The sequence below is a fragment of the Microbacterium sp. NPDC056569 genome (genome assembly GCF_042793475.1).
Taxonomy (GTDB): Bacteria; Actinomycetota; Actinomycetes; order Actinomycetales; family Microbacteriaceae; genus Microbacterium.
The window spans coordinates 273,829-293,029 of sequence record NZ_JBHTUV010000003.1 but is presented as its reverse complement, the minus strand read 5'-3'; the positions used below and the strand labels follow the sequence as shown (position 1 = coordinate 293,029).

Below are 19,201 nucleotides of genomic sequence, written 5' to 3'. Positions count from 1 at the left end.
CGGCTCTCGTCCTCAGTCCAGGACATGTAACGGATGCTGCGTCCTCACGTTCGTCCGCCGGCTCAGCGCGGCGGCACCTGACACCACGAGACCGACGCGCCGTTGAGTGCAACGACGGGGTCGCCGTCTGCCACCTCGAGGATGCGCGTCTCGGGGCGCTCCGGCAGCGGGTGCTGGTAGGTGTCGTACGAGTTCGTGACGGCGTCGGGCGCGACCAGCACCGCGAGGTAGCGGGCGCTGGGCGACACGCACACCTGGATGACGGCATCCGTGTCGGGGATCTCGGTGAGCATGCGCGTGGCGCCGTCCGCGTCGACGTGCGCGACCGACGTGCGCCCGGTGGGCACGCCGTCGGCCTCGAGCACGGCGGCCGTGCGGATCGTCGAGCCGTCGGGAAGGGGCGTGACCGAGGTCGTGCCCCCGAGGTCGATGCCGGGCGCGACGAGGGGCTCCTCGCTCGCGTCGGTGAGGTCGACGACCGCGGCATGGTCGAGCCGGTCGATCACGGCCTCGCTCGACCCGCGGGCGATGCCCTCGATCGTCAGCGCGTCGCCGAGCGCCGTCGGGGCGCCGGCGCCGGACTCGGACCCGGTGAGCAGCAGCGAGCCGTCGAACGACAGCAGCAGGATGCTGTCGGTGTCGGGCACGAACCGCCACTCCGCGACGCGCGGGTCCGCGCCCTCGACCTCGATGGGCACGGGGTCGGCGTCGGGCTCGCTGAGCGACGCGGTGTAGAGCCGGCTCTCGCGGCCGGAATCGGCGGTGAGCTCGGCGTCGGAGAAGGTGTAGCCGATGCGTTCGCCGCGGTCGGCGGTCTGCAGGTTCGACACGAACCCGTCGCCGGGGAGGGCCAGCTCGTGCGCGTTCTCGCCGTCGAGGTCGGTGACGATGAGCCCGGCCTGGTCGTCGTCGGTGCGCACCGAGACGACGAGGTGCTGGGCCGTGGCCCGGAAGTCCTCGATGTGGGTGTGCCGGAACACCGGCACCGCATTCTGCCCCGTGAGGTCGGTGCGGTAGATGAGGTCGCCGGCGTTCGTCCCGCGCTGCATGAGGAACACCTCGGTCGCGGGCGTGCGGAACGTCTGGGTGATCGTCGCGGTCGGCCCGCCGCCGAGCGACGCCACGTCATCGATGGTGACGGTGTACTCGGTGTCGTCCCACAGCGGCAGCGTGAACCGCACGCCGACGCTGCGGCCCGACGTGTCGACAGCGAACGGCGTCGCGGGCGTGATCGTCACCTGCGACGGGTCGACCTCGGCGAGCGACTGCGTCGTGGTCACGATAAGACGGGCACCGGATGCTGCGGCCGCCGCCTCCGGATCCACATACGCCTCCGTCACCCGCGGCCCCTGGGCGACGCTCGCGGCTGCTCCGGCGAGCCCGACCACGGCGAGGACGCCCACGACGATCGCGAACGCCCCGGCGAAGGCGCGGCCCCGACGGCGCCGTGACCTCGCGCGCCGCGAACCGGCCTCAGTACTCATACGGGTCCTCGGGCTCGGGGATCTCCTCGACCGCGGCGGCGTCGACGACGAGGCGACCGTCGGACGAGGACCGCACCGTGCCGGTGATGGTGACCCACTGTCCCGTGTCGGGGATCGCCGTGCCGCTCATGACCGGCAGGCTCGCGGGCTGCGCGTCGATGACGCAGTGCGTGATGACGAGGCGGGTGAGGTCGAAGGCGCCTTCGCCGCCGGGCGTCACGAACCCCGTGAGCTCGACCGTGTCGCCGTCGAACGCGTCGGGGTTGGTCGCCGTCGCGAACACCGTCGCCCACTCGCCGACCCCGAAGGACTCCGTGTCGCCGGTCGAGGCCAGCTGGACGGTGTCAGCGCCGCCGAAGAGCGGTGTCGCCCCGACGTCGCGCGACATCGCCAGCTCGGCACTGAGGGACGCGGGCGGCAGCGCGAGGGTGAGCACGACGACCCCGGATGCCGCCACCCCGCCCACGACGGTCGCCGCGACCGCGAGCGGGTGCGGGGTGTGGTGGTCGTGGTCGAACTCCTCGGATCCGCGTCGACTCGGCGAGGAGCCGGCCGAGTCTCGCGTGCTCGGCGCGGTTCTGAGGAGTTCGTGACCGCCGCTGGCAGAGGTGTCCCCATGGTCGTGGCCGTGGTCGGCCTCGGCGCCGAGCGGGAGCGCGAACGACGCCACCGCGCCGACGAGCACGAGCACCGCCATCGACACCGCGAACCAGGTCGAGTCCGGGTTGATGTAGAGCCCGAGTCGTCCCGTCACCGCGAGGGAGATCGTGGCGACGGCGAGCGCCGCGGCGAGCCCGACCCCGAGCCACCGCGTGCCGACGAATCCGGCGTTACGCAAGGAGGTTCACCGCCGTCCCGATCGCGAAGGCCGACAGCACGACCACCACGACGATGCCGCCGAGCGTGCGCCACGTGAACGTCGTGCGCATGAGGGCGAGCATCTTGACGTCGACGAGGGGTCCGACCAGCAGGAACGCGACGATCGAGCCCGGCGTGAACGTCGAGGCGAACGACAGCGCGAAGAACGCGTCGACGTTCGAGCAGATCGACACCACCATCGCCAGCGCCATCATCGCGACGATCGACAGGGCCGGGTTGGCGCCGATCGCGAGCAGCGCCTCGCGCGGGATGAGCACCTGCACCGCGCCGGCGAGCGCCGAGCCGATGATGAGCGCCGGCATCACCGCGCGCAGCTCGATCACGAACTGCGCGAGCGTGCGCCGCCCCTTGCCGCCCGGCTCGTGCACCACGAGCTCGCACGTGTCGCGGAAGCGGTCCGTGAGCAGCGCGTCGGGAGACGGATGCCGCGAATACAGCCATCCGATGAGGTTGGCGATCGCGTACCCGCCGACGAGGCGCGCGATGAGGATGCCGTCGCTGAAGCCGAACGCCTGGTGCGTCGTGATGATGACGATGGGGTTCACGATCGGCGCCGCGATGAGGAAGGTCAGCGTCTCGGGCACCGAGAATCCGCGCATGAGGAGGCCGCGCGCGAACGGCACGTTGCCGCACTCGCAGACCGGCACGATCATGCCGAGCAGCGACAGCACCGCGCGCCTGGCCCACCCGCGCCGCGGCATCCACCGCTCGATGACGCCCGGCGGCACCCACACCTGCACGACGATCGACAGCACCACGCCGAGCGCCACGAACGGCAGCGACTCGATGAGCACGCTGATCGCGAGCGTCAGTCCATCCTGCGCGCGGGTGGGAAGGGACGCCGGGAACAGTGTCGGCGCGAGCCAGTCGATGAGGAAGAGGCCGGCGACGACGGCCACGCCCACCCCGAGCCAGAGCAGCGTGCGAGCCTGCGCGGACGGCTGCGGCGCAGCATCCGTCGATCCGTGGCGGTGCTCGGCAGAACGCGCCCGCGTTCCGGGGTCAGTGCGCGTCACGCTGGGCATCCCGGGCGGCCGCGCAGTTCGCGCAGAGCCCGAAGATGTCCACGACGTGCTCGGCGTCGCGGAATCCGTGGCGCTCGGCGGTGCGCTTCGCCCACTGCTCGACGTCCGTCGCCTCGATCTCGACGGTGAGTCCGCAGGAGCGGCAGATCAGATGGTGGTGATGGCCGGCGCTGGAGCAGGCGCGGTAGAGCGCCTCGCCCTCGGGGCTCTGCAGCGAATCGGCCTCGCCCTGGGCAGCGAGCCCGGCGAGCGCGCGGTACACGGTGGCGAGTCCGATGCCGGTGTTCTCGTCGCGGAGGGTGGCGTGCAGCGACTGCGCGCTGACAAATCCGCGGGCGTCCGACAGCGCTTCGCGCACGCGTTCGCGCTGCCACGTGTTGCGCTGGGCCATGGGGGCGAGTCTACCGAGGGGTCCTGGACGTCTCCCGGACGCGGGTCACCGGGCGGCCGCGGGGACGGCGACGCGGGTCACCCGATCCCGGCGCGCCCCGACGAGGCGGCACACGACGTAGATCAGGAACGAGATCGTCGTGATGTAGGGGCTGACCGGGAGGGTGCCCATGATCGCGAGCAGGATGCCGCCCACCGCCGACACGAAGCCGAACAGGGCCGACAGCAGCGGCACCGACAGCGGCCCCGACACGATGCGCATCGCTGCGGCAGCCGGCGTCACGAGCAGGGCCATCACGAGCAGCGCGCCGATGATGTGCACCGCGACCGCGACGATGAGGCCGAGCAGCAGCATGAATCCGAGCGAGACCGCGGTGGTCGGCACTCCGCGCGCCGCGGCGGACTGCGGGTCGAGCGAGTCGAACCGCAGCGGGCGCCAGATCAGCAGCAGGCCGAGCAGCACGACGGCGCCGATGCCGATCAGCCAGCCGAGCTGCCCGGTCTGCACCGACACGATCTGCCCGGTGAGCAGGCTGAACCGGTTGGCGCTGCGGCCGTCGTAGAGCGAGAGGAACAGGATGCCGAGACCCAGCCCGAACGGCATCAGCACACCGATGATCGAGTTGCGGTCGCGCGCCTTCGCCCCGAGCACGCCGATGATCGCGGCCGCGATGAGCGAGCCGACGATGGATCCGGTGACGACGTCCCAGCCGATGAGGAGCGCCGCCGCGGCGCCCGCGAACGACAGCTCGCTGATGCCGTGCACCGCGAACGCCATGTCGCGCTGCATGACGAACACGCCGACCAGGCCGCCGACGAGGCCGAGCACGGCGCCCGCCCACACCGAGTTCGACACGAGCGCGAGGATCTCGCCGTAGAAGGGCAGCCCGCCGAACATCGCGTCCGCGATGTCGTTCCAGTTCATGCGTCGACCCCGTGGTCGTGATGGTGATGGGATGCCTCGGCATCGGGCGCGCCGACGACCACCAGCCGGTCGCCCGCACGCAGCACGAAGACGTGCGCGCCGTACAGCGCCGTGAGCACGTCCGAGCGGAGCACCTCCTGGGGCGTGCCGAGGGTGAAGCGCCCGTTCGCGATGTAGAGGATGCGGTCGACCTTGCCCAGCAGCGGGTTGATGTCGTGCGTGACGAGGAGGACCGCAGCATCCTTCTCCCGGCGATGCCGGTCGATGAGACCGATGACCGCCTGCTGGTTGGCGAGGTCGAGGCTGGTGAGCGGCTCGTCGCAGAGCAGCAGTCGCGGGTCGTCGGCGAGCGCCTGGCCCGCGCGCAGGCGCTGCTGCTCACCTCCCGAGAGGAGGCCGACGGGCCGGTCCGCGAAGTCGCGGGCGCCGACGGCGTCGATGAGGGCGTCCACGCGTGCCCGGTCGCCGCGGCGCGGGATCGGGAAGCCGAAGCGATGGCCGTCGACGCCGAGCGTCACCAGGTCACGACCGCGCAGCGACGTGTCGCGCGGCAGCGGGCGGGCCTGCGGGATGTAGCCGATGCTCCGGCTGCCGCGCCGCTCGACCGTCGCGCCGCCCACCGTGATCTCGCCACGCGAGAGCGGCTCGAGCCCGAGGATCGCGCGCAGCAGCGTCGTCTTGCCCGATCCGCTCGGGCCGAGCACCGCGACGAGCTCGCCCGCGTGCACGTCGAGGTCGAGTCCCGCCCACAACTCCCGGTCGCCGCGCTGGAGCGCGGCATCCCGGATGCTGAGGATGACCGGACGCTCCGCGCCGCGGGATGCCGGGGTCACGCCCGAAGGGCCCCGTTCAGCGCCTCGATGTTCGCCTGCATCCACGAGATGTAAGTCTGCCCCTCCGGCAGCGTTTCCGAGAACGCGATCACGGAGATGCCGAGCCCGTCCGCCTCGCCGACGATCTCCTGCGTCTCGGCGCCGCCCGTCTGCGTGTTCGTGATGACCACGCGCACGTCGCCGCCCTGCACGAGCGCGAGGGACTCGAGCAGCGTCGCGGGCGCGACATCCTGCCCCTCCTCCACCGCCTCGCTGAACTTCGCGGGCGTCGCGTTCTCGAGCCCGGCCGCCTCGACGAGGTAGACCGGCACCGGCTCGGTGACGAAAACCTTCTCGTCCGCGTGCGCCGCGCCGATCTCATCGAGCGAGGCCTCGAGCCCCTCGATCTCGCCGGAGAACGCCTCGGCGTTGGCGGTGAAGGTCTCGGCGTCGTCGGGGCTGAGCTCGCCGAGCTCGATCGCGATGGCCTCGGCGACGTGCGCGATCGTGTGCGGGTCGTACCAGACGTGCTCGTTGAAGCCCTCGACGTGCTCGTGGTCGCCGTGGTCGTGCGCGTGGTCCTCGGCGTCTTCGGCGCTCTCGTCGTCGTGGCCGGCGTTCTCCGGCCAGTCGTGCGAGTACTCGACGGCGGTGACGACGGGCGCCTCGGTGCCGCTCGACTCGATGAGCGCGTCGATGAACGCGTCGTAGCCGCCGCCGTTCTCGATGATGAGGTCGGCCTTCGACACCGCGAGCTGGTCGCGCGCGCTGGGCTCGAAGGAGTGCGGGTCCTGCGACTCGTTCGTCACGATCGACGTCACGTCGACGAGGTCGCCGCCGATCTCCTCCGCGATCTGCCCGTACACGTTGGTCGACGCGACGACCGCGATCCGCCCGTCGCTGGTGTCGTCGTCACCGGCGGCCGTGCCCGCGCATCCGGCGAGGACGAGGGCGGATGCCGCCGCCAGGCCGAGCAGGGGCAGGGAACGTCGCAACGAGGTCATGCATCCGACCCTAACGCTAATGAGAATCGTTCTCAAATCGGGAACGAACATCCCTCAGAGCTCGATGAACTTCCAACTCACACGTCCCCCACCGCCGCAGGTTCATCGACGTTCCGGACACCCACAACTCGTGTGAGCCGGAAGTTCATCGACGCTCCGCAGACCCACAGCCGGTGTGAGCCGGAAGTTCATCGACGTTCCGGACACACACAACTCGTGTGAGCCGGAAGTTCATCGACGCTCCGCAGACCCACAGCCGGTGTGAGCCGGAAGTTCATCGACGTTCTGAACAGAGGTCGGCGCGACGAGGGCGGGCACGGCGGAGGATCGGCCCCGCGGGGGCGCGATCACCTCGGCCGCCCCTGGCCCCTCAGTCGAGCAGCAGTGCAGGCTCCTCGAGGATCGACGCGACGTCGGCGATGAAGCGCGACATGCCGTCGCCGTCGACCACGCGGTGGTCGAACGAGCCGGCGACCGTCGTGACCCAGCGCGGGCGCACCTCGCCGTCGACGACCCACGGCTTCTGGCGGATCGTGCCGAGCGCCACGATCCCGGCCTCGCCGGGGTTGATGATCGGGGTGCCCGCGTCCATGCCGAACACGCCGATGTTCGTGATCGTGATGGTGCCGCCGTGCTGGTCGGCCGGAGTCGTCTTGCCCTCGCGTGCCGTGAGCGTGAGCTTCTCGAGGGCGCGGGCGAGCTCGCGCATCGACAGGTCCTGCGCGTCCTTGATGTTGGGCACGAGCAGACCGCGCGGGGTCGCGGCGGCGATCCCGAGGTTCACGTAGCGACGTACGCGGATCTCGGCGCCGTTCTCGGCGTCCACCCACGCGGCGTTCACCATCGGGGTGCGCCGGGCCGCCCAGATGACGGCGCGCGCCATGATGAGCAGCGGCGACACCTTGATGTCGGCGAAGTCCGGCGAGGTCTTCAGTCGCTTGACGAGCTCCATCGTGCGGCTGGCGTCGACGTCGGTCCACACCGACACGTGCGGGGCCGAGTAGGCCGACTGCACCATGGCCGACGATGTGGCCTTGCGCACGCCCCGGACCGCGATGGTCTCCTCGCGGCCGGCGGCGTCCGGTGCGGGCGTCGACGGGGCGACGGCCGCCGGGCCGGGTGCGGGAGCCGGAGCCGCGACCGGGATCGTCTCCTCGCGCACGTCGCCCCACTCCGGAGTCTCGATGTTGCGGAACACGCTCGCCTGCGACGCATGCCGCACGACGTCCTCACGGGTCACCTCGCCGGCGGGGCCGCTCGGCGCGACGGCCGACAGCTCCACGCCGAGGTCGCGCGCGAGCTTGCGGATCGGCGGCTTCGCGATGACCCCGACGGATGCTGCGACCCGCTCCTCCGCCGGAGCCGCGGGCTTGCGCCGCCGCGACTGCACGTGTCCGCCCGTGCCGTACCCGACGAGCACCGCACCCTCGCCGGCGGCCTCGGCCGGCTCGCCGTGCTCGGACTGTCCGACGGTCGCGGGGGGTGCAGCATCCGTCTCCGATGCGATCGTGATGATCGCCGCGCCGACGTTCACGGTCGTGCCTTCCGCCGCGAGCAGCTCGCCCACGGTGCCGGAGAACGGCGAGGGGAGCTCGACGAGCGACTTCGCGGTCTCGATCTCGACGAGCACGTCGTTGACGGCGACGCTGTCGCCGGGGCCGACGCGCCACTGGACGATCTCGGCCTCGGTGAGGCCTTCGCCGACATCGGGGAGGACGAACGTCTGGGTGCTCATGCGGAGCTCCTTACGGCTAGCGCCCTTTTTCGCGAGAGTACAGCTGGTCGCCGAGAGGGAGGGAAGCAACCCGCATCTCGTCCACCAGGTGCACTCTCGCGGTCAAGGGAGGGGGGTCAGTAGGCGAGGGACCGGTCGACGGCCTCGAGGATGCGGTCGGCGTCGGGGAGATAGACCCCCTCGAGCTTGGCCGGGGGGAACGGGGTGTCGAAGCCCGACACGCGCAGCACGGGGGCCTCCAGCGCGTAGAACGCGCGCTCCATGACGGTCGCGGCCACCTCGGAGCCGAGCGACGTGAAGCCCGGCGCCTCCTGCGCGTAGACCATGCGCCCGGTGCGGCGCACCGAGTCGAGGATGGGGCCGTAGTCGATCGGCGACAGCGAGCGGAGGTCGACGACCTCGATGCTCGTGCCCTCGGCCTCGGCGAGCGCGGCGGCCTGCAGCATCGTCGTCACCATGGCGCCGTGGCCGACCAGGGTGACGTCGGTACCGCGGCGGACGACGCGGGACGCGTGCAGCGGCAGGGCGCGCGCCGACGTGTCGACCTCGCCCTTCTGCCAGTACTTGCTCTTCGGCTCGAGGAAGATCACCGGGTCGGGCGAGGTGATGGCGTCCTGGATCATCCAGTAGCCGTCGTTCGGCGTCGACGGGCTCACGACCCGCAGGCCCGCGGTGTGCGTGAAGTACGCCTCAGGGCTCTCCTGGTGGTGCTCGACCGCGCCGATGTGCCCGCCGTACGGGATGCGGATGACGACGGGCATCTGCAGCGCGCCCTCGTGGCGGTTCGTGAGCTTGGCCAGCTGCGTCGTGATCTGGTCGAACGCGGGGAAGACGAATCCGTCGAACTGGATCTCGACGACGGGCCGGAAGCCCGCCATCGCGAGCCCGATCGCGGTGCCGACGAGGCCCGACTCCGCGAGCGGGGTGTCGAGCACGCGCCGCTCGCCGAACTCGGCCTGCAGGCCCTCCGTCACGCGGAAGACGCCGCCGAGCTTGCCGATGTCCTCGCCCATGAGGAGGACCCGGTCACTGCCGGCGAGCGCGGCACGCAGGCCCGCGTTGATCGCGCGGCTGAACGGCAGGGTCTGCACGGCGGGCGGCGCGGTCCCGGCCACGCCGGTGGCCGTCGCGTCGGCGGTCGAAGTGCTCACGATGCGCCTCCTTCGAAGGATGCCTCGTAGTCGGCGAGCCACTGCCGCTGCTCGGCGATGAGCGGGTGCTGCTCCGAGTACACGTGGGCGAAGATGTCGTCGCGCTCGAGCCCTCCGAGGGCGTTGGTGCGCGTGCGCACGTCGTCGGCGAGCGCCTGGGCCTCGGCGTCGACATCGGCGAAGAACGCCTCCGACGCCCCGCGACCGACGAGGAACGCCTTCATGCGCGCGATCGGGTCGCGGCGACGCCACGACTCCTCCTCCGCAGAGGTGCGGTACTTGGTCGGGTCGTCGCTCGTGGTGTGCGCACCGAGGCGGTACGTCATCGCCTCGATCGCCTGCGGCCCTTCGCCGCTGCGTGCCTCGTCGAGCGCGGTGCGCGTGACGGCCCAGCTCGCGAGCACGTCGTTGCCGTCGATGAGGGTGCTGGGCATGCCGTATCCCTCGCCGCGCTTGTACAGCGGCGAGCGCGACTGCGTCGAGACGGGCACCGAGATGGCCCACTGGTTGTTCTGCAGGAAGAAGACCTCGGGAGTGCGGTAGCTGTTCGCGAAGACCATCGCCTCGTGCACGTCGCCCTGGCTCGACGCACCGTCGCCGTAGTAGACGATGACGGCCTCATCGCGGTCGGCGTCGCCGGTGCCGCTGCGTCCGTCGAAGACGAGCCCCATGCCGAAACCGGTGGCGTGCAGCGTCTGCGAGCCGAGCACGAGCGTGTAGATGTGGGTGTTGCCGTTCTTCGGGTCGGTCGGGTCCCATCCGCCGTGCGTCAGACCGCGCATCACGCGGATGATGTCGATCGGGTCGACGCCGCGGATCTTCGTGACCACGTGCTCGCGGTACGACGGGAAGATGTGGTCCTGGGCGCGCGCGGCGCGGGCCGATCCGACCTGTGCGGCCTCCTGCCCGTAGCTCGGCGGCCACAGGGCGAGCTGCCCCTGCCGCTGGAGGTTCGTCGCCTGAACGTCGAACGCGCGGATGACGGCCATGTCGCGGTAGAACGTCTCGAGGTCGGCGTCGCCGATACTCTCGACGGCGTCCCGATACGGTTCGGCGGCGGGGCTCGGTGCGAACGTTCCGTCCGCCTCCAGGAACCGCACCAGGGCGGGGTCGTCGACCGGGATCATGATTTCACGCTATCTCTCCGTGCATGCGCGTTTCTGCATGCGTTCGACAAGGGATGCTGAGATCCACCGCACGCGATCGACAACCGCACGCGCCACTCATCCCTGGCGGCGGGCGGCGACCGCTGCCGCGATCCGCAGCACCTTCTCGACGGATTCCTCCTCGCCGACCGAGATCCGGATCCCGTCCCCGGCGAACGGCCGCACGATCAGGCCGGCCTCCTCGAACGTCGCCGCGAACGCCGTCGTGTCGTCGCCGGTCGGCAGCCACACGAAGTTGCCCTGCGCCGCCGGGATGTCCCAGCCGGCCTCGCGGAGGCCGTCCGCGAGACGGTCGCGACGGTCGGCGATCACCCGCACGCGCTCGAGCAGCTCGTCCTCGGCATCGAGGCTCGCGAGCGCCGCCTCCTCGCCGTGGGCCGTGACCGACAGCGGGATCGCGGTGCTGCGGGCGGCGTCGAGCACGCGCGGGTGCCCGATCGCGTAGCCGACGCGGAGCGCGGCGAGCCCGTAGGCCTTCGAGAACGTGCGGAGCACGACCACGTTGGGGCGACCGGAGCCGCCGAGCACGCGAAGCCCGTCGACGGAGTCGGGGTCGGTGACGAACTCGGCGTACGCCTCGTCGAGGATGACGAGCACGTCGGCCGGCACCTTCTCGACGAACGCGTCGAACTCGGCCTGCGTCACGATCGGGCCGGTCGGGTTGTTGGGGCTGCACACGATGATCGCGCGCGTGCGGTCCGTGATGGCGGCGGCCATCGCGTCGAGGTCATGGCGGGCGCCCTCGGCGAGCGGCACCTGCACGGCGGTGGCGCCGGCGACGACGGCCAGCCACGGGTACGCCTCGAACGACCGCCACGCGTAGATGACCTCGTCACCCGGACCCGAGGTCGCGAGCACGAGCTGCGCGAGGATCGAGACGCTCCCCGCCCCGATGTGGATCGAGTCGGTGCCGACGCCGAACCTCTCGGCCAGCCGCTCGCGCAGGCGTGCGGCCGTGGCATCCGGGTAGCGGTTGAGCGCCGTCGCGGACTGCACGCGCTCGAGCACCCCGGGCAGCGGGTCGAACGGGTTCTCATTGCTCGACAGCTTGAACGCGTCGGCGCCGGCCTGCCGGCCCTGCTTGTACGGCGGCAGGGCGGCGACCTCGGGGCGCACGCGGACGGGGATCTCGGGGGCGTCGGTCACGCCCCGAGTCTACGAGCGGATGCAATCGGTGTCTTGGGAAGCGATCGATACCGATTCGGGCTCAACTCGTCAGTGCGGAGAGCGCCGTCGAACGCGCGACACGAGTCGCGATGGGAGTGCGTGAGCGTTACTCCGAGCTGCTGAAGCGCCTCGAGGTGAACGGTGCCGTCGCGGACCTGACCACAGATGATGCGTTCGGCTTCGTGCTGAACGTGGCGCGGAGCAGGATCGGGATCCCCGAGATCGCCGGGATCCTGCGCGAGGCGTCGACACCCTAGATCCGGTCATTGGCGGGGCCGCGGCGCCGTGGAAGACTGGGCCCACTATGGGCTTCCTCATCCGCGTGGTCATCAACGCCTTCGCGATCTGGGTCGTGACCCTGATCCCGGCGCTCCAGGTCTCGGTCATCCCGTTCCCGCCGGGCGAGACCCTCCAGCTGATCCTGACCCTCCTGATCGTCGCCGCGATCTTCGCGCTCGTGAACACGATCATCGGCACGGTCATCAAGGTGCTGGCCTTCCCGCTCTACATCCTCACGCTCGGTCTCATCGGCCTCCTCATCAATGCGTTCCTGCTGTGGCTGACGGCCTGGCTCACGAGCTTCTGGAACTGGGGCCTGCGAGTCGAGGACTTCTGGTGGGGTGTCCTCGCGGCGATCATCATCACCCTCATCAACTGGGTCGTCGGCATCATCATCCGCCCGCGCAAGGACTGACCGATCCGGACCACCCGGCTCACCGCTCACCACGGCGAACGGCGTACTCGCTGACCTCCACCGAATCGGCGCGCGCGAGGTCGGCGAACACGCCGCGGAGGGCGTCGACCCGCGGGTCCGTCGAGTCGTCGACGAGCGCCGCCGTCTCGGCGTACGCGGTGAGCCGGTGCGCCGGCAGTCTCGGCTCGTCCCAGCCCACGTCGGGGTGGAAGACCCGCTCGGCCACGAAGCTCCCGGGTGCGCCGACGGCTGCGGAGTGGCCACCCCCGGCGAGTCCGGCGACCGGGTCGTCGGTGTGCCGCACTGTCACGGCGAGCGTGTCCGGCCCGACGTCGGCGTCGACGGGCGACCCGATGGACACCAGCGTCCGCGCGTCGTAGCCGCCCTCGAGAGCCAGGTGCGCGCCGATCATCGCCCCCTGCGAGAACCCGAACACGTGCACGGCGTCGCCCGCCCGCACGCCCGCCTGCGCGAGGGCGAGCTCGGTCGCCGCGTACGAGTCCGACGCCTTCCCGGCGTACAGCTCGACGTTGGACGCGTTGTCCCACGCCTCGTCACCGCCGACGTCGAACGACTGCATGCCGGCGAGGTACACCGCGTACTGCCGCGACCCGTCGGGCATCGTGTACCGCTCGACACGCACTCGCGAGTCACCGCCCCCCGGCATCCGTTCCGTCACCGCGGCCAGGCTCCGTGGCGCCACCGCCGCGGGCGACCGCGACGGCGGCGTCCCCGCACCGACCGCGGCCCCGGCCGCACCCACGACGGTCGACGCGGGCGCGACGGGCGTCACCGTGACCGGGCCTGCCGTGCCCGAGAGCCGCGCGTCCCTCGCCAGCCGCCCCGCGCCCGCGAGGCCGACGACGGCCGCTCCGCCCAGGGTGAGCAGCCCGGCGGCGGCGCCGACCACGATCGAAGCGGGGTCGCTGACCTCGCCGCCCACCGCAACGCCCCAGTGGGTCGCCTGGCGCACGAGCTCGGACGGCCACATGACCGCCCGCTCGAACTGCGCGCCCACCGCAAGGCGCCACGCATCGGGGTGGGCGTCGACCAGAGCGGTCATGCGGGCGTCGAGGCGCTGCGCACGGGCGGCGTCACCGGCGAGCACGGCCGCGCGGTGCTCGGCCTCGATCTCGACCATCTCGTACGCGTACGCCGCTTCGCGCAGCGCGGCGGCGATCTCGTCGGCTTCGGCCTGCACCGCGTCGAGCTTCAGGGCGAGGACGGATGCCGCGGCCCGGGCATCGGCGGTGTGCTCGGAGAGCGCCCGCAGCTCGGCACGCACGCCGGCGAGCCGCTCGCCCATCGCGGCGAGCTCCTCCCGGGCGGCATCGAAGCGGACGGCTGCGGCCGAGAGCGTCGCGGTGTCGACGGCGACAGCGCCCCCGCCCCGGATCTGCAGGCCGTCGTCGACGCGCGGCCAGTGCTCGGCGAGCGGGCCGATGGCGCCCTCGTTCGGGCCGAGCCGCCCCACCTCCGGTGCGAGGTCAGGATTGTGGAGGGTCGGTCCGGGCGTCGTGTCGCTCATCGCTGCGTCCCCGGGAACAGACCGGGGAAGGACTCCGCGAACGCGGCGCGGTCCTGCGCCCGGGCCACGTCGTGCCGGGCCGACTCGGCGAGGCACGCGAGCCCCGACACGTCGCCGGCCCACAGCGTCGCCCGCTCGTGGAACGCGGTCGCGGCCTTCGCCTGCCAGTGGACGGCGTCGGCGAGTCCGCGGGCGACGAGCGCAGCATCCGTGATCCGGTCGATGAGCCGCGCGAGCTCGCGCGCCACCTGGGCGAGCTGGTGGGATGTCGGGTCGACGGTCGGTCCAAGCAGGGTCACCCGTCGATCGTCGCGGGGCGGGCGCGGCCACAGGGCGGCCCGCGGCGATCTGTTCACACCGGAACGCCCCGTCCCGGATGTGGAGGAGGGGCGCCGCTCCTCTCGGAACGGCGCCCCTCCTCCGCACGGAGCCCGGGATTACCGGCCCACGACCACCTCGACCGTGTCGGTCGCGGTGTTGCCCGCAGCATCCGTCGCCGTCCAGGTGAAGCGGTAGACGGCACCGATCGCGGCCTTCACCTCGAAGGTGTCGTCGTCGACCTGGGTCCACGACGCCCGCGCGCCCGCGGAGCTCGCATCCGTGAGCTCGACGGTCACGTCGCCGCGGTCGTCCGCCGCGTCGATCGTGAACTCGATCGTGCGCATCTTGTTGTTGGGCGGCCACACCAACGACGGGTCCGCGGTCACCTCCATGGTGGGCTCCGTCGTGTCGGGCGGCGTCAGGTTCAGCCCGACGATCACCGGGTCGTGGTCGCTCGAGCGGTAGGCGTCGGGCGCGTACAGCGCGTCCTGCGCCGGCAGCTTGAACGACATGTCGTAGTCGATCAGGCTCGGCTCGTCGGCGTTGATGTGCCACGTCTCCACACCCGACACGTCCGCCGTGAGCGCGGGCTGCGCCAGCGCGTAGTCGAGGTAGCCGAGCTGGCCGTCGAACACGTACGAGTACGCGTGCTCGCCGTTGAACTGCTTCTCCAGGTCGGTGAAGCCACCCGCGACGAACGCGTCGATCGAGTCCTCGTGGTCGTACGAGTTGAGGTCGCCGATGACGATCGCGCGACCGTCGGGGGCGACCGTCGTGTTCAGCCACTTCGTGAGTGCCGTCGCGGCGTCCTTGCGCACGTCGGCGCAGTTGCCCTGACCGTCGTTCGCATCCGGGTCCTCGGGGCACGCCGAGCCCTTCGACTTCAGGTGGTTGACCGACACGACGAACTCCTCACCCGTCTCGGTCGAGGCGAACCGCTGCGTGAGCGCAGGGCGGTTGCGCGAGTCCGACCAGGCCGGGTCGACGGCGCTCGTCATCAGCTGATGGCCACCCACCGGGGTGACCGTCGACGGCTTGTAGATGATCGCCGTGGTGATCGCGTCGGTGCCGATCACGCCCGTGACGACGGGGACGTACGTGCCGGCGCCGACCTTCGCGTTCAGCGCCGCGGCGAGCCGCGTGACGGCCTCGCTGTCGGCGTTGTTCTCGATCTCGAGGAGGCCGAACACGTCCGCGTCGATCGCGGCGAGCGCCTCGACGATCTTGGTCTGCTGGCGCAGGAACTCCTCCTCGGTGTCCGCACCTCGGTAGTAGTCGTCGTCGCTCGAGATGTTCGGCGTCGGGTCGATCGAGGTGAAGTAGTTCAGCACGTTGAAGCTCGAGATCTTCAGGTCGCCGCCCACGTCGGGCACCTCGGGCCGCGCGTTGGCCACCGTGAAGTCGGCGCCCTCGGTCGGCTGCACACCCCACACGTCGAAGCGGTAGTCGAGGATGCCGGTCGCGTTCTGGACGAGGTCGCCGCTGCGGAACGAGTGGTCGAGCGTGAAGACCGCGCCGTCCGGGTGGATCGCAGGGTCGGGGTTCTGGCTGCCGCGTCCGTCGTCCAGCGTGATGCTGTTGTCGAGGTTCGCCGCGGCGAGTGCGTTCGCCGCAGCCCCGGGCTCGACGACCGCGGTCGGCTGGTCGAGGCGCCCGTTGGTGAGCGTGATCGTGCCGAAGCGGCCGTACTCGAACGTCTCGCCGATCGCGAGGTTCTGCGGGAGCGTCACGGACATGCCCTCGAGCGCCTCCCGCTGCTCGGTCGTCGCCGGCAGGGTGAGCGGCGTCGCCGCGGGCAGCGCCTGCCCGGTCGCGCATACCTCGACGTCGGCGGCCGCGATCTGGGTGAGGCCGAAGAACTCCCTCACCTCGCCCGCGACGCTGACCACGTCACCGACAGCGACGTCCGCGCCGCCGGGCGCAAAGACGAAGATGCCGTCGGAGGTGGCGGGGCTGCTGTCGCCGGGGTCCTGCACGTAGTACCCGTCGAACCCGCCGCTCTGGAAGTCGCCCACGACGACGCCCTCGACCAGCACGTCCTGCCCCAGGATCGGCGACGCGGTGCCGGAGCCCTGGACGGATCCGATCGTGACCGGGGTGGCGGTGCAGTCAGCCTCAGGTTCGGGATCCGGGTCGGGCGGCGTCAGGTGCCAGCCGATGCCGTCGAACGTGTCGGTCGGGAAGCCGGTCCACTCGACGGCGGGGTCGAACACGTTCGTCCCGTCGGTGTCGCCTTCCACGACGTTCGCGTTGCGGCGCAGCGTGTTGTCGGCGGTGGAAGTGAGGCCCGTGCCCCACTCGCTGCCGGGGTCGACGCCGATCTGGCCGATGACGTCGATGATGTCGGTCCCCTTGACCAGCACGACGGCGTCGTCGCCGTTGAACAGGCCGAGGTTCGCGGACTGGTCGGCCTGCGCCAGGATCGCAGCGTTGGCCGACGAGTGCGCGAAAACGTACACGTCGCCGGCGGCCACGGTTCCGGTGAGGTTGATCGTGAGCCCGACCGACAGGCTGCCGTTCGAGTACTGCTGCAGCTTGTAGCCGCCGGCGGCGAGGTCGACCGTCTGCGTCGACGGGTTGTAGATCTCGATGGCCTTGTTGTTCGACAGGCCCTCGACGTACTCGCTGATGAACGGATCGCCGGATGCTGCGGCCGCCGGCGCGGCGAACGCCACGACTCCGGTGGCGGCTAGGGAGAGAGCCGCTATCGCGGCTGTCACTCTGCGGGGTGAATGGGACACGGAACCTCCACGAACGACAGCGATCGGTGGATCGCCTATTGGGGACCCGGGCAGGCAGGGGTCGCCGCCCGTTCGTCACAAGCTAGGGGAGCAGCATCCGTCATCGGAAGACCCCCGGAGGAGAACTCCTTAACGTTCGGTGTCCGCTCGGTCCAGAATGGAGGCCATGACCGCGACCGACGGCGCTCCCTTCCGCGTCGTGTTCGTGTGCACAGGGAACATCTGCCGATCACCGATGGCGGAGGTGGTGTTCCGCGAGTTCGCGGATGCCTCCGGCCTGGGTGCGCGCGTCGCGTCGACGAGCGCCGGCACGGGCGACTGGCACGTCGGCGAGCAGGCCGATCTCCGCACGATCGAGGCGCTCGAGCGCGCCGGCTACGACGGGACGCACCACCGCGCGCGCCAGTTCACGCACTCCGACTTCGCGCGCAGCGATCTGGTCGTCGCGCTCGACCGCAGCCACGAGCGCATCCTGCGCGGATGGGCCCGGACGGAGGGCGACGCCGACAAGATCGCGCTGCTGCTGTCGTTCGATCCGGCGGCCCGCACCATGGACGTGCCCGACCCGTACTATGCCGGGCCCGGAATGTTCGACGAGGTGCTCGGTATGATCGAGAGCGCGAGCCGGGCGCTCTTCCGGCAGCTCGAACCCGCCATCCGCCCGGTGTGAAGACACCGGGGTCGACGGCGTCTTCGACGGTACCGACGGGAGCCACCGTGACCTCTCTTCCCCCTCAGCCCCTGAGTCCCCTCGACGGGCGCTACCGCCCCGCGGTCGGCGAGCTCGGCGAGTACCTCTCGGAGGCGGGCCTGAACCGCGCCCGCGTCGAGGTCGAGGTGGAGTGGCTCATCGCGCTCACGGACCGCTCGCTGTTCGGCACGTCGCCCCTCGCCGACGCCGACAAGGAGCGCCTGCGCGCGCTGTACCTCGAGTTCGGGCAGGCCGAGATCGACTGGCTGGCCGAGAAGGAGTCGGTGACGCGCCACGACGTGAAGGCCGTCGAGTACCTGGTGCGCGACCGCCTCTCCACGCTGGGTCTCGACGCGATCGCCGAGCTGACCCACTTCGCGTGCACCAGCGAGGACATCAACTCCACGTCATACGCGCTCACCGTGCAGCGCGCGGTGCAGCGCGTGTGGCTGCCGAAGCTGCGCTCCGTCGCCGGCGCGCTCACCCGGCTCGCCGTGGACCACCGCGACGCCGCGATGCTGTCGCGCACGCACGGCCAGCCCGCGACGCCGTCGACGATGGGCAAGGAGCTGGGCGTGTTCGCGTGGCGCCTCGCCCGGGTCGCCGACCAGATCGACGGCGGCGAGTACCTCGCGAAGTTCTCGGGTGCGACCGGCACGTGGTCGGCACACCTGTCGGCCGCTCCCGACGTGGACTGGCCCGAGGTCTCACGCGCGTTCATCGAGGGCCTGGGTCTCGACTTCAACATCCTGACCACCCAGATCGAGTCGCACGACTGGCAGGTCGAGCTGTACGACCGCGTGCGGCACGCCGGCGGCATCCTGCACAACCTCGCCACCGACATCTGGACGTACATCTCGATCGGCTACTTCACCCAGATCCCGGTGGCCGGCGCCACGGGCTCGTCGACGATGCCGCACAAGATCAACCCGATCCGGTTCGAGAACGCCGAGGCCAATCTCGAGATCTCGGGCGGACTGCTCGCGACCCTCTCGCAGACCCTGGTCACGAGCCGCCTGCAGCGCGATCTCACCGACTCCACCACGCAGCGCAACATCGGCGTCGCGTTCGGGCACTCGCTGCTCGCGCTCGACAACCTCGAGCGCGGGCTCAAGGAGATCTCCCTCGCCGAGGACGTGCTGCGGGCCGACCTCGACGCGAACTGGGAGGTGCTCGCCGAGGCGATCCAGACGGTCGTGCGCGCCGAGATCGCCGCCGGCCGCTCGCAGATCAGCGACCCCTACGCGCTGCTGAAGGACCTCACCCGCGGCCGCCGCGTCGGCGCCCCCGAGCTCGCCGAGTTCGTGCGCGGGCTCGACATCGGCGACGAGGCCAAGGAGCGCCTCCTCGCCCTGACGCCCGCGACCTACGACGGCCTCGCCTCGCAGCTGGTCGACGAGCTCCGCTGACCTCGTCCCGGCTTCCCCGGGAATCGCGAAAGGGTAGTTCTACCCCCCGGGGGGAGGTATAACCATTGGCGATTAGCGC

18 protein-coding genes are annotated in these 19,201 nt (G+C 71.2%); 4 read left to right on the top strand and 14 right to left on the bottom strand.

What is annotated here, in order from left to right; all coding sequences use genetic code 11:
- Positions 1-62 precede the first annotated feature (62 nt).
- The 11 genes from ACFQ7C_RS05645 to ACFQ7C_RS05595 form a co-directional block, all read right to left on the bottom strand.
- Positions 63-1,484: a hypothetical protein gene (locus ACFQ7C_RS05645; protein ID WP_378898537.1), complete on the bottom strand. Its 1,422-nt coding sequence runs from the start codon at positions 1,482-1,484 to the stop codon at positions 63-65.
- Positions 1,474-2,322 carry a TIGR03943 family putative permease subunit gene (locus ACFQ7C_RS05640; protein WP_378898536.1) on the bottom strand — a complete coding sequence of 283 codons (849 nt, stop codon included), beginning with the start codon at positions 2,320-2,322 and terminating at the stop codon, positions 1,474-1,476. Before ACFQ7C_RS05640 ends, ACFQ7C_RS05645 begins: the two co-directional genes overlap by 11 nt.
- Positions 2,315-3,388 (bottom strand): permease, encoded by a 1,074-nt coding sequence (locus ACFQ7C_RS05635; RefSeq protein WP_378898535.1) that lies wholly within the window; start codon positions 3,386-3,388, stop codon positions 2,315-2,317. The genes ACFQ7C_RS05640 and ACFQ7C_RS05635 overlap by 8 nt, the downstream gene beginning before the upstream one ends.
- A complete protein-coding gene (locus ACFQ7C_RS05630; protein WP_378898534.1) occupies positions 3,366-3,779 on the bottom strand; it encodes a Fur family transcriptional regulator in 414 nt (137 codons plus the stop codon). Before ACFQ7C_RS05630 ends, ACFQ7C_RS05635 begins: the two co-directional genes overlap by 23 nt.
- A 45-nt stretch (positions 3,780-3,824) precedes the next feature.
- Positions 3,825-4,703, bottom strand: a complete 879-nt coding sequence (locus ACFQ7C_RS05625) for a metal ABC transporter permease (RefSeq protein WP_378898533.1) — start codon at positions 4,701-4,703, stop codon at positions 3,825-3,827.
- Positions 4,700-5,536 (bottom strand): metal ABC transporter ATP-binding protein, encoded by an 837-nt coding sequence (locus tag ACFQ7C_RS05620; protein WP_378898532.1) that lies wholly within the window; start codon positions 5,534-5,536, stop codon positions 4,700-4,702. The genes ACFQ7C_RS05625 and ACFQ7C_RS05620 overlap by 4 nt, the downstream gene beginning before the upstream one ends.
- Complete coding sequence (locus ACFQ7C_RS05615) at positions 5,533-6,519, bottom strand: metal ABC transporter solute-binding protein, Zn/Mn family (RefSeq protein WP_378898531.1); 987 nt, start codon at positions 6,517-6,519, stop codon at positions 5,533-5,535. The genes ACFQ7C_RS05620 and ACFQ7C_RS05615 overlap by 4 nt, the downstream gene beginning before the upstream one ends.
- A gap of 370 nt (positions 6,520-6,889) precedes the next feature.
- Positions 6,890-8,254 carry a dihydrolipoamide acetyltransferase family protein gene (locus tag ACFQ7C_RS05610; protein WP_378898530.1) on the bottom strand — a complete coding sequence of 455 codons (1,365 nt, stop codon included), beginning with the start codon at positions 8,252-8,254 and terminating at the stop codon, positions 6,890-6,892.
- Between the two features lie 116 nt (positions 8,255-8,370).
- The gene (locus ACFQ7C_RS05605; protein WP_378898597.1) at positions 8,371-9,345 is read right to left on the bottom strand and encodes an alpha-ketoacid dehydrogenase subunit beta; all 975 of its coding nucleotides are present in this window, start codon (positions 9,343-9,345) and stop codon (positions 8,371-8,373) included.
- A 56-nt stretch (positions 9,346-9,401) separates the two neighbouring features.
- On the bottom strand, positions 9,402-10,532 hold the full coding sequence (locus tag ACFQ7C_RS05600; RefSeq protein ID WP_378898529.1) for a thiamine pyrophosphate-dependent enzyme: 1,131 nt from the start codon (positions 10,530-10,532) through the stop codon (positions 9,402-9,404).
- Positions 10,533-10,628: 96 nt separating this feature from the next.
- Entirely contained in the window at positions 10,629-11,717 is a 1,089-nt protein-coding gene (locus ACFQ7C_RS05595) for a histidinol-phosphate transaminase (protein ID WP_378898528.1), read from the bottom strand.
- Between the two features lie 110 nt (positions 11,718-11,827).
- Between ACFQ7C_RS05595 and ACFQ7C_RS05590 the strand changes: the two genes are divergently transcribed.
- Both ACFQ7C_RS05590 and ACFQ7C_RS05585 read left to right on the top strand, forming a co-directional pair.
- Complete coding sequence (locus ACFQ7C_RS05590; RefSeq protein ID WP_378898527.1) at positions 11,828-11,995, top strand: hypothetical protein; 168 nt, start codon at positions 11,828-11,830, stop codon at positions 11,993-11,995.
- A 47-nt stretch (positions 11,996-12,042) separates the two neighbouring features.
- Positions 12,043-12,432, top strand: a complete 390-nt coding sequence (locus tag ACFQ7C_RS05585) for a phage holin family protein (protein WP_378898526.1) — start codon at positions 12,043-12,045, stop codon at positions 12,430-12,432.
- 19 nt (positions 12,433-12,451) lie between these two features.
- Here the strand turns inward: ACFQ7C_RS05585 and ACFQ7C_RS05580 are convergent, their stop codons facing one another.
- The 3 genes from ACFQ7C_RS05580 to ACFQ7C_RS05570 all read right to left on the bottom strand — a co-directional run bounded on the left by ACFQ7C_RS05580 (position 12,452) and on the right by ACFQ7C_RS05570 (position 17,001).
- Positions 12,452-13,960, bottom strand: a complete 1,509-nt coding sequence (locus ACFQ7C_RS05580) for a hypothetical protein (protein ID WP_378898525.1) — start codon at positions 13,958-13,960, stop codon at positions 12,452-12,454.
- Entirely contained in the window at positions 13,957-14,259 is a 303-nt protein-coding gene (locus ACFQ7C_RS05575) for a hypothetical protein (protein WP_378898524.1), read from the bottom strand. The genes ACFQ7C_RS05580 and ACFQ7C_RS05575 overlap by 4 nt, the downstream gene beginning before the upstream one ends.
- Before the next feature lie 138 nt (positions 14,260-14,397).
- Entirely contained in the window at positions 14,398-17,001 is a 2,604-nt protein-coding gene (locus tag ACFQ7C_RS05570) for an ExeM/NucH family extracellular endonuclease (RefSeq protein WP_378898523.1), read from the bottom strand.
- Between the two features lie 187 nt (positions 17,002-17,188).
- On the opposite strand from ACFQ7C_RS05570, the gene ACFQ7C_RS05565 reads away from it, so the two are divergent.
- Together ACFQ7C_RS05565 and purB are read left to right on the top strand one after the other, a co-directional pair.
- On the top strand, positions 17,189-17,692 hold the full coding sequence (locus ACFQ7C_RS05565) for a low molecular weight protein-tyrosine-phosphatase (RefSeq protein ID WP_378898522.1): 504 nt from the start codon (positions 17,189-17,191) through the stop codon (positions 17,690-17,692).
- A gap of 47 nt (positions 17,693-17,739) precedes the next feature.
- Positions 17,740-19,122, top strand: coding sequence for an adenylosuccinate lyase (gene purB / locus ACFQ7C_RS05560; protein ID WP_378898521.1), 1,383 nt, complete (start codon positions 17,740-17,742; stop codon positions 19,120-19,122).
- Positions 19,123-19,201 lie beyond the last annotated feature (79 nt).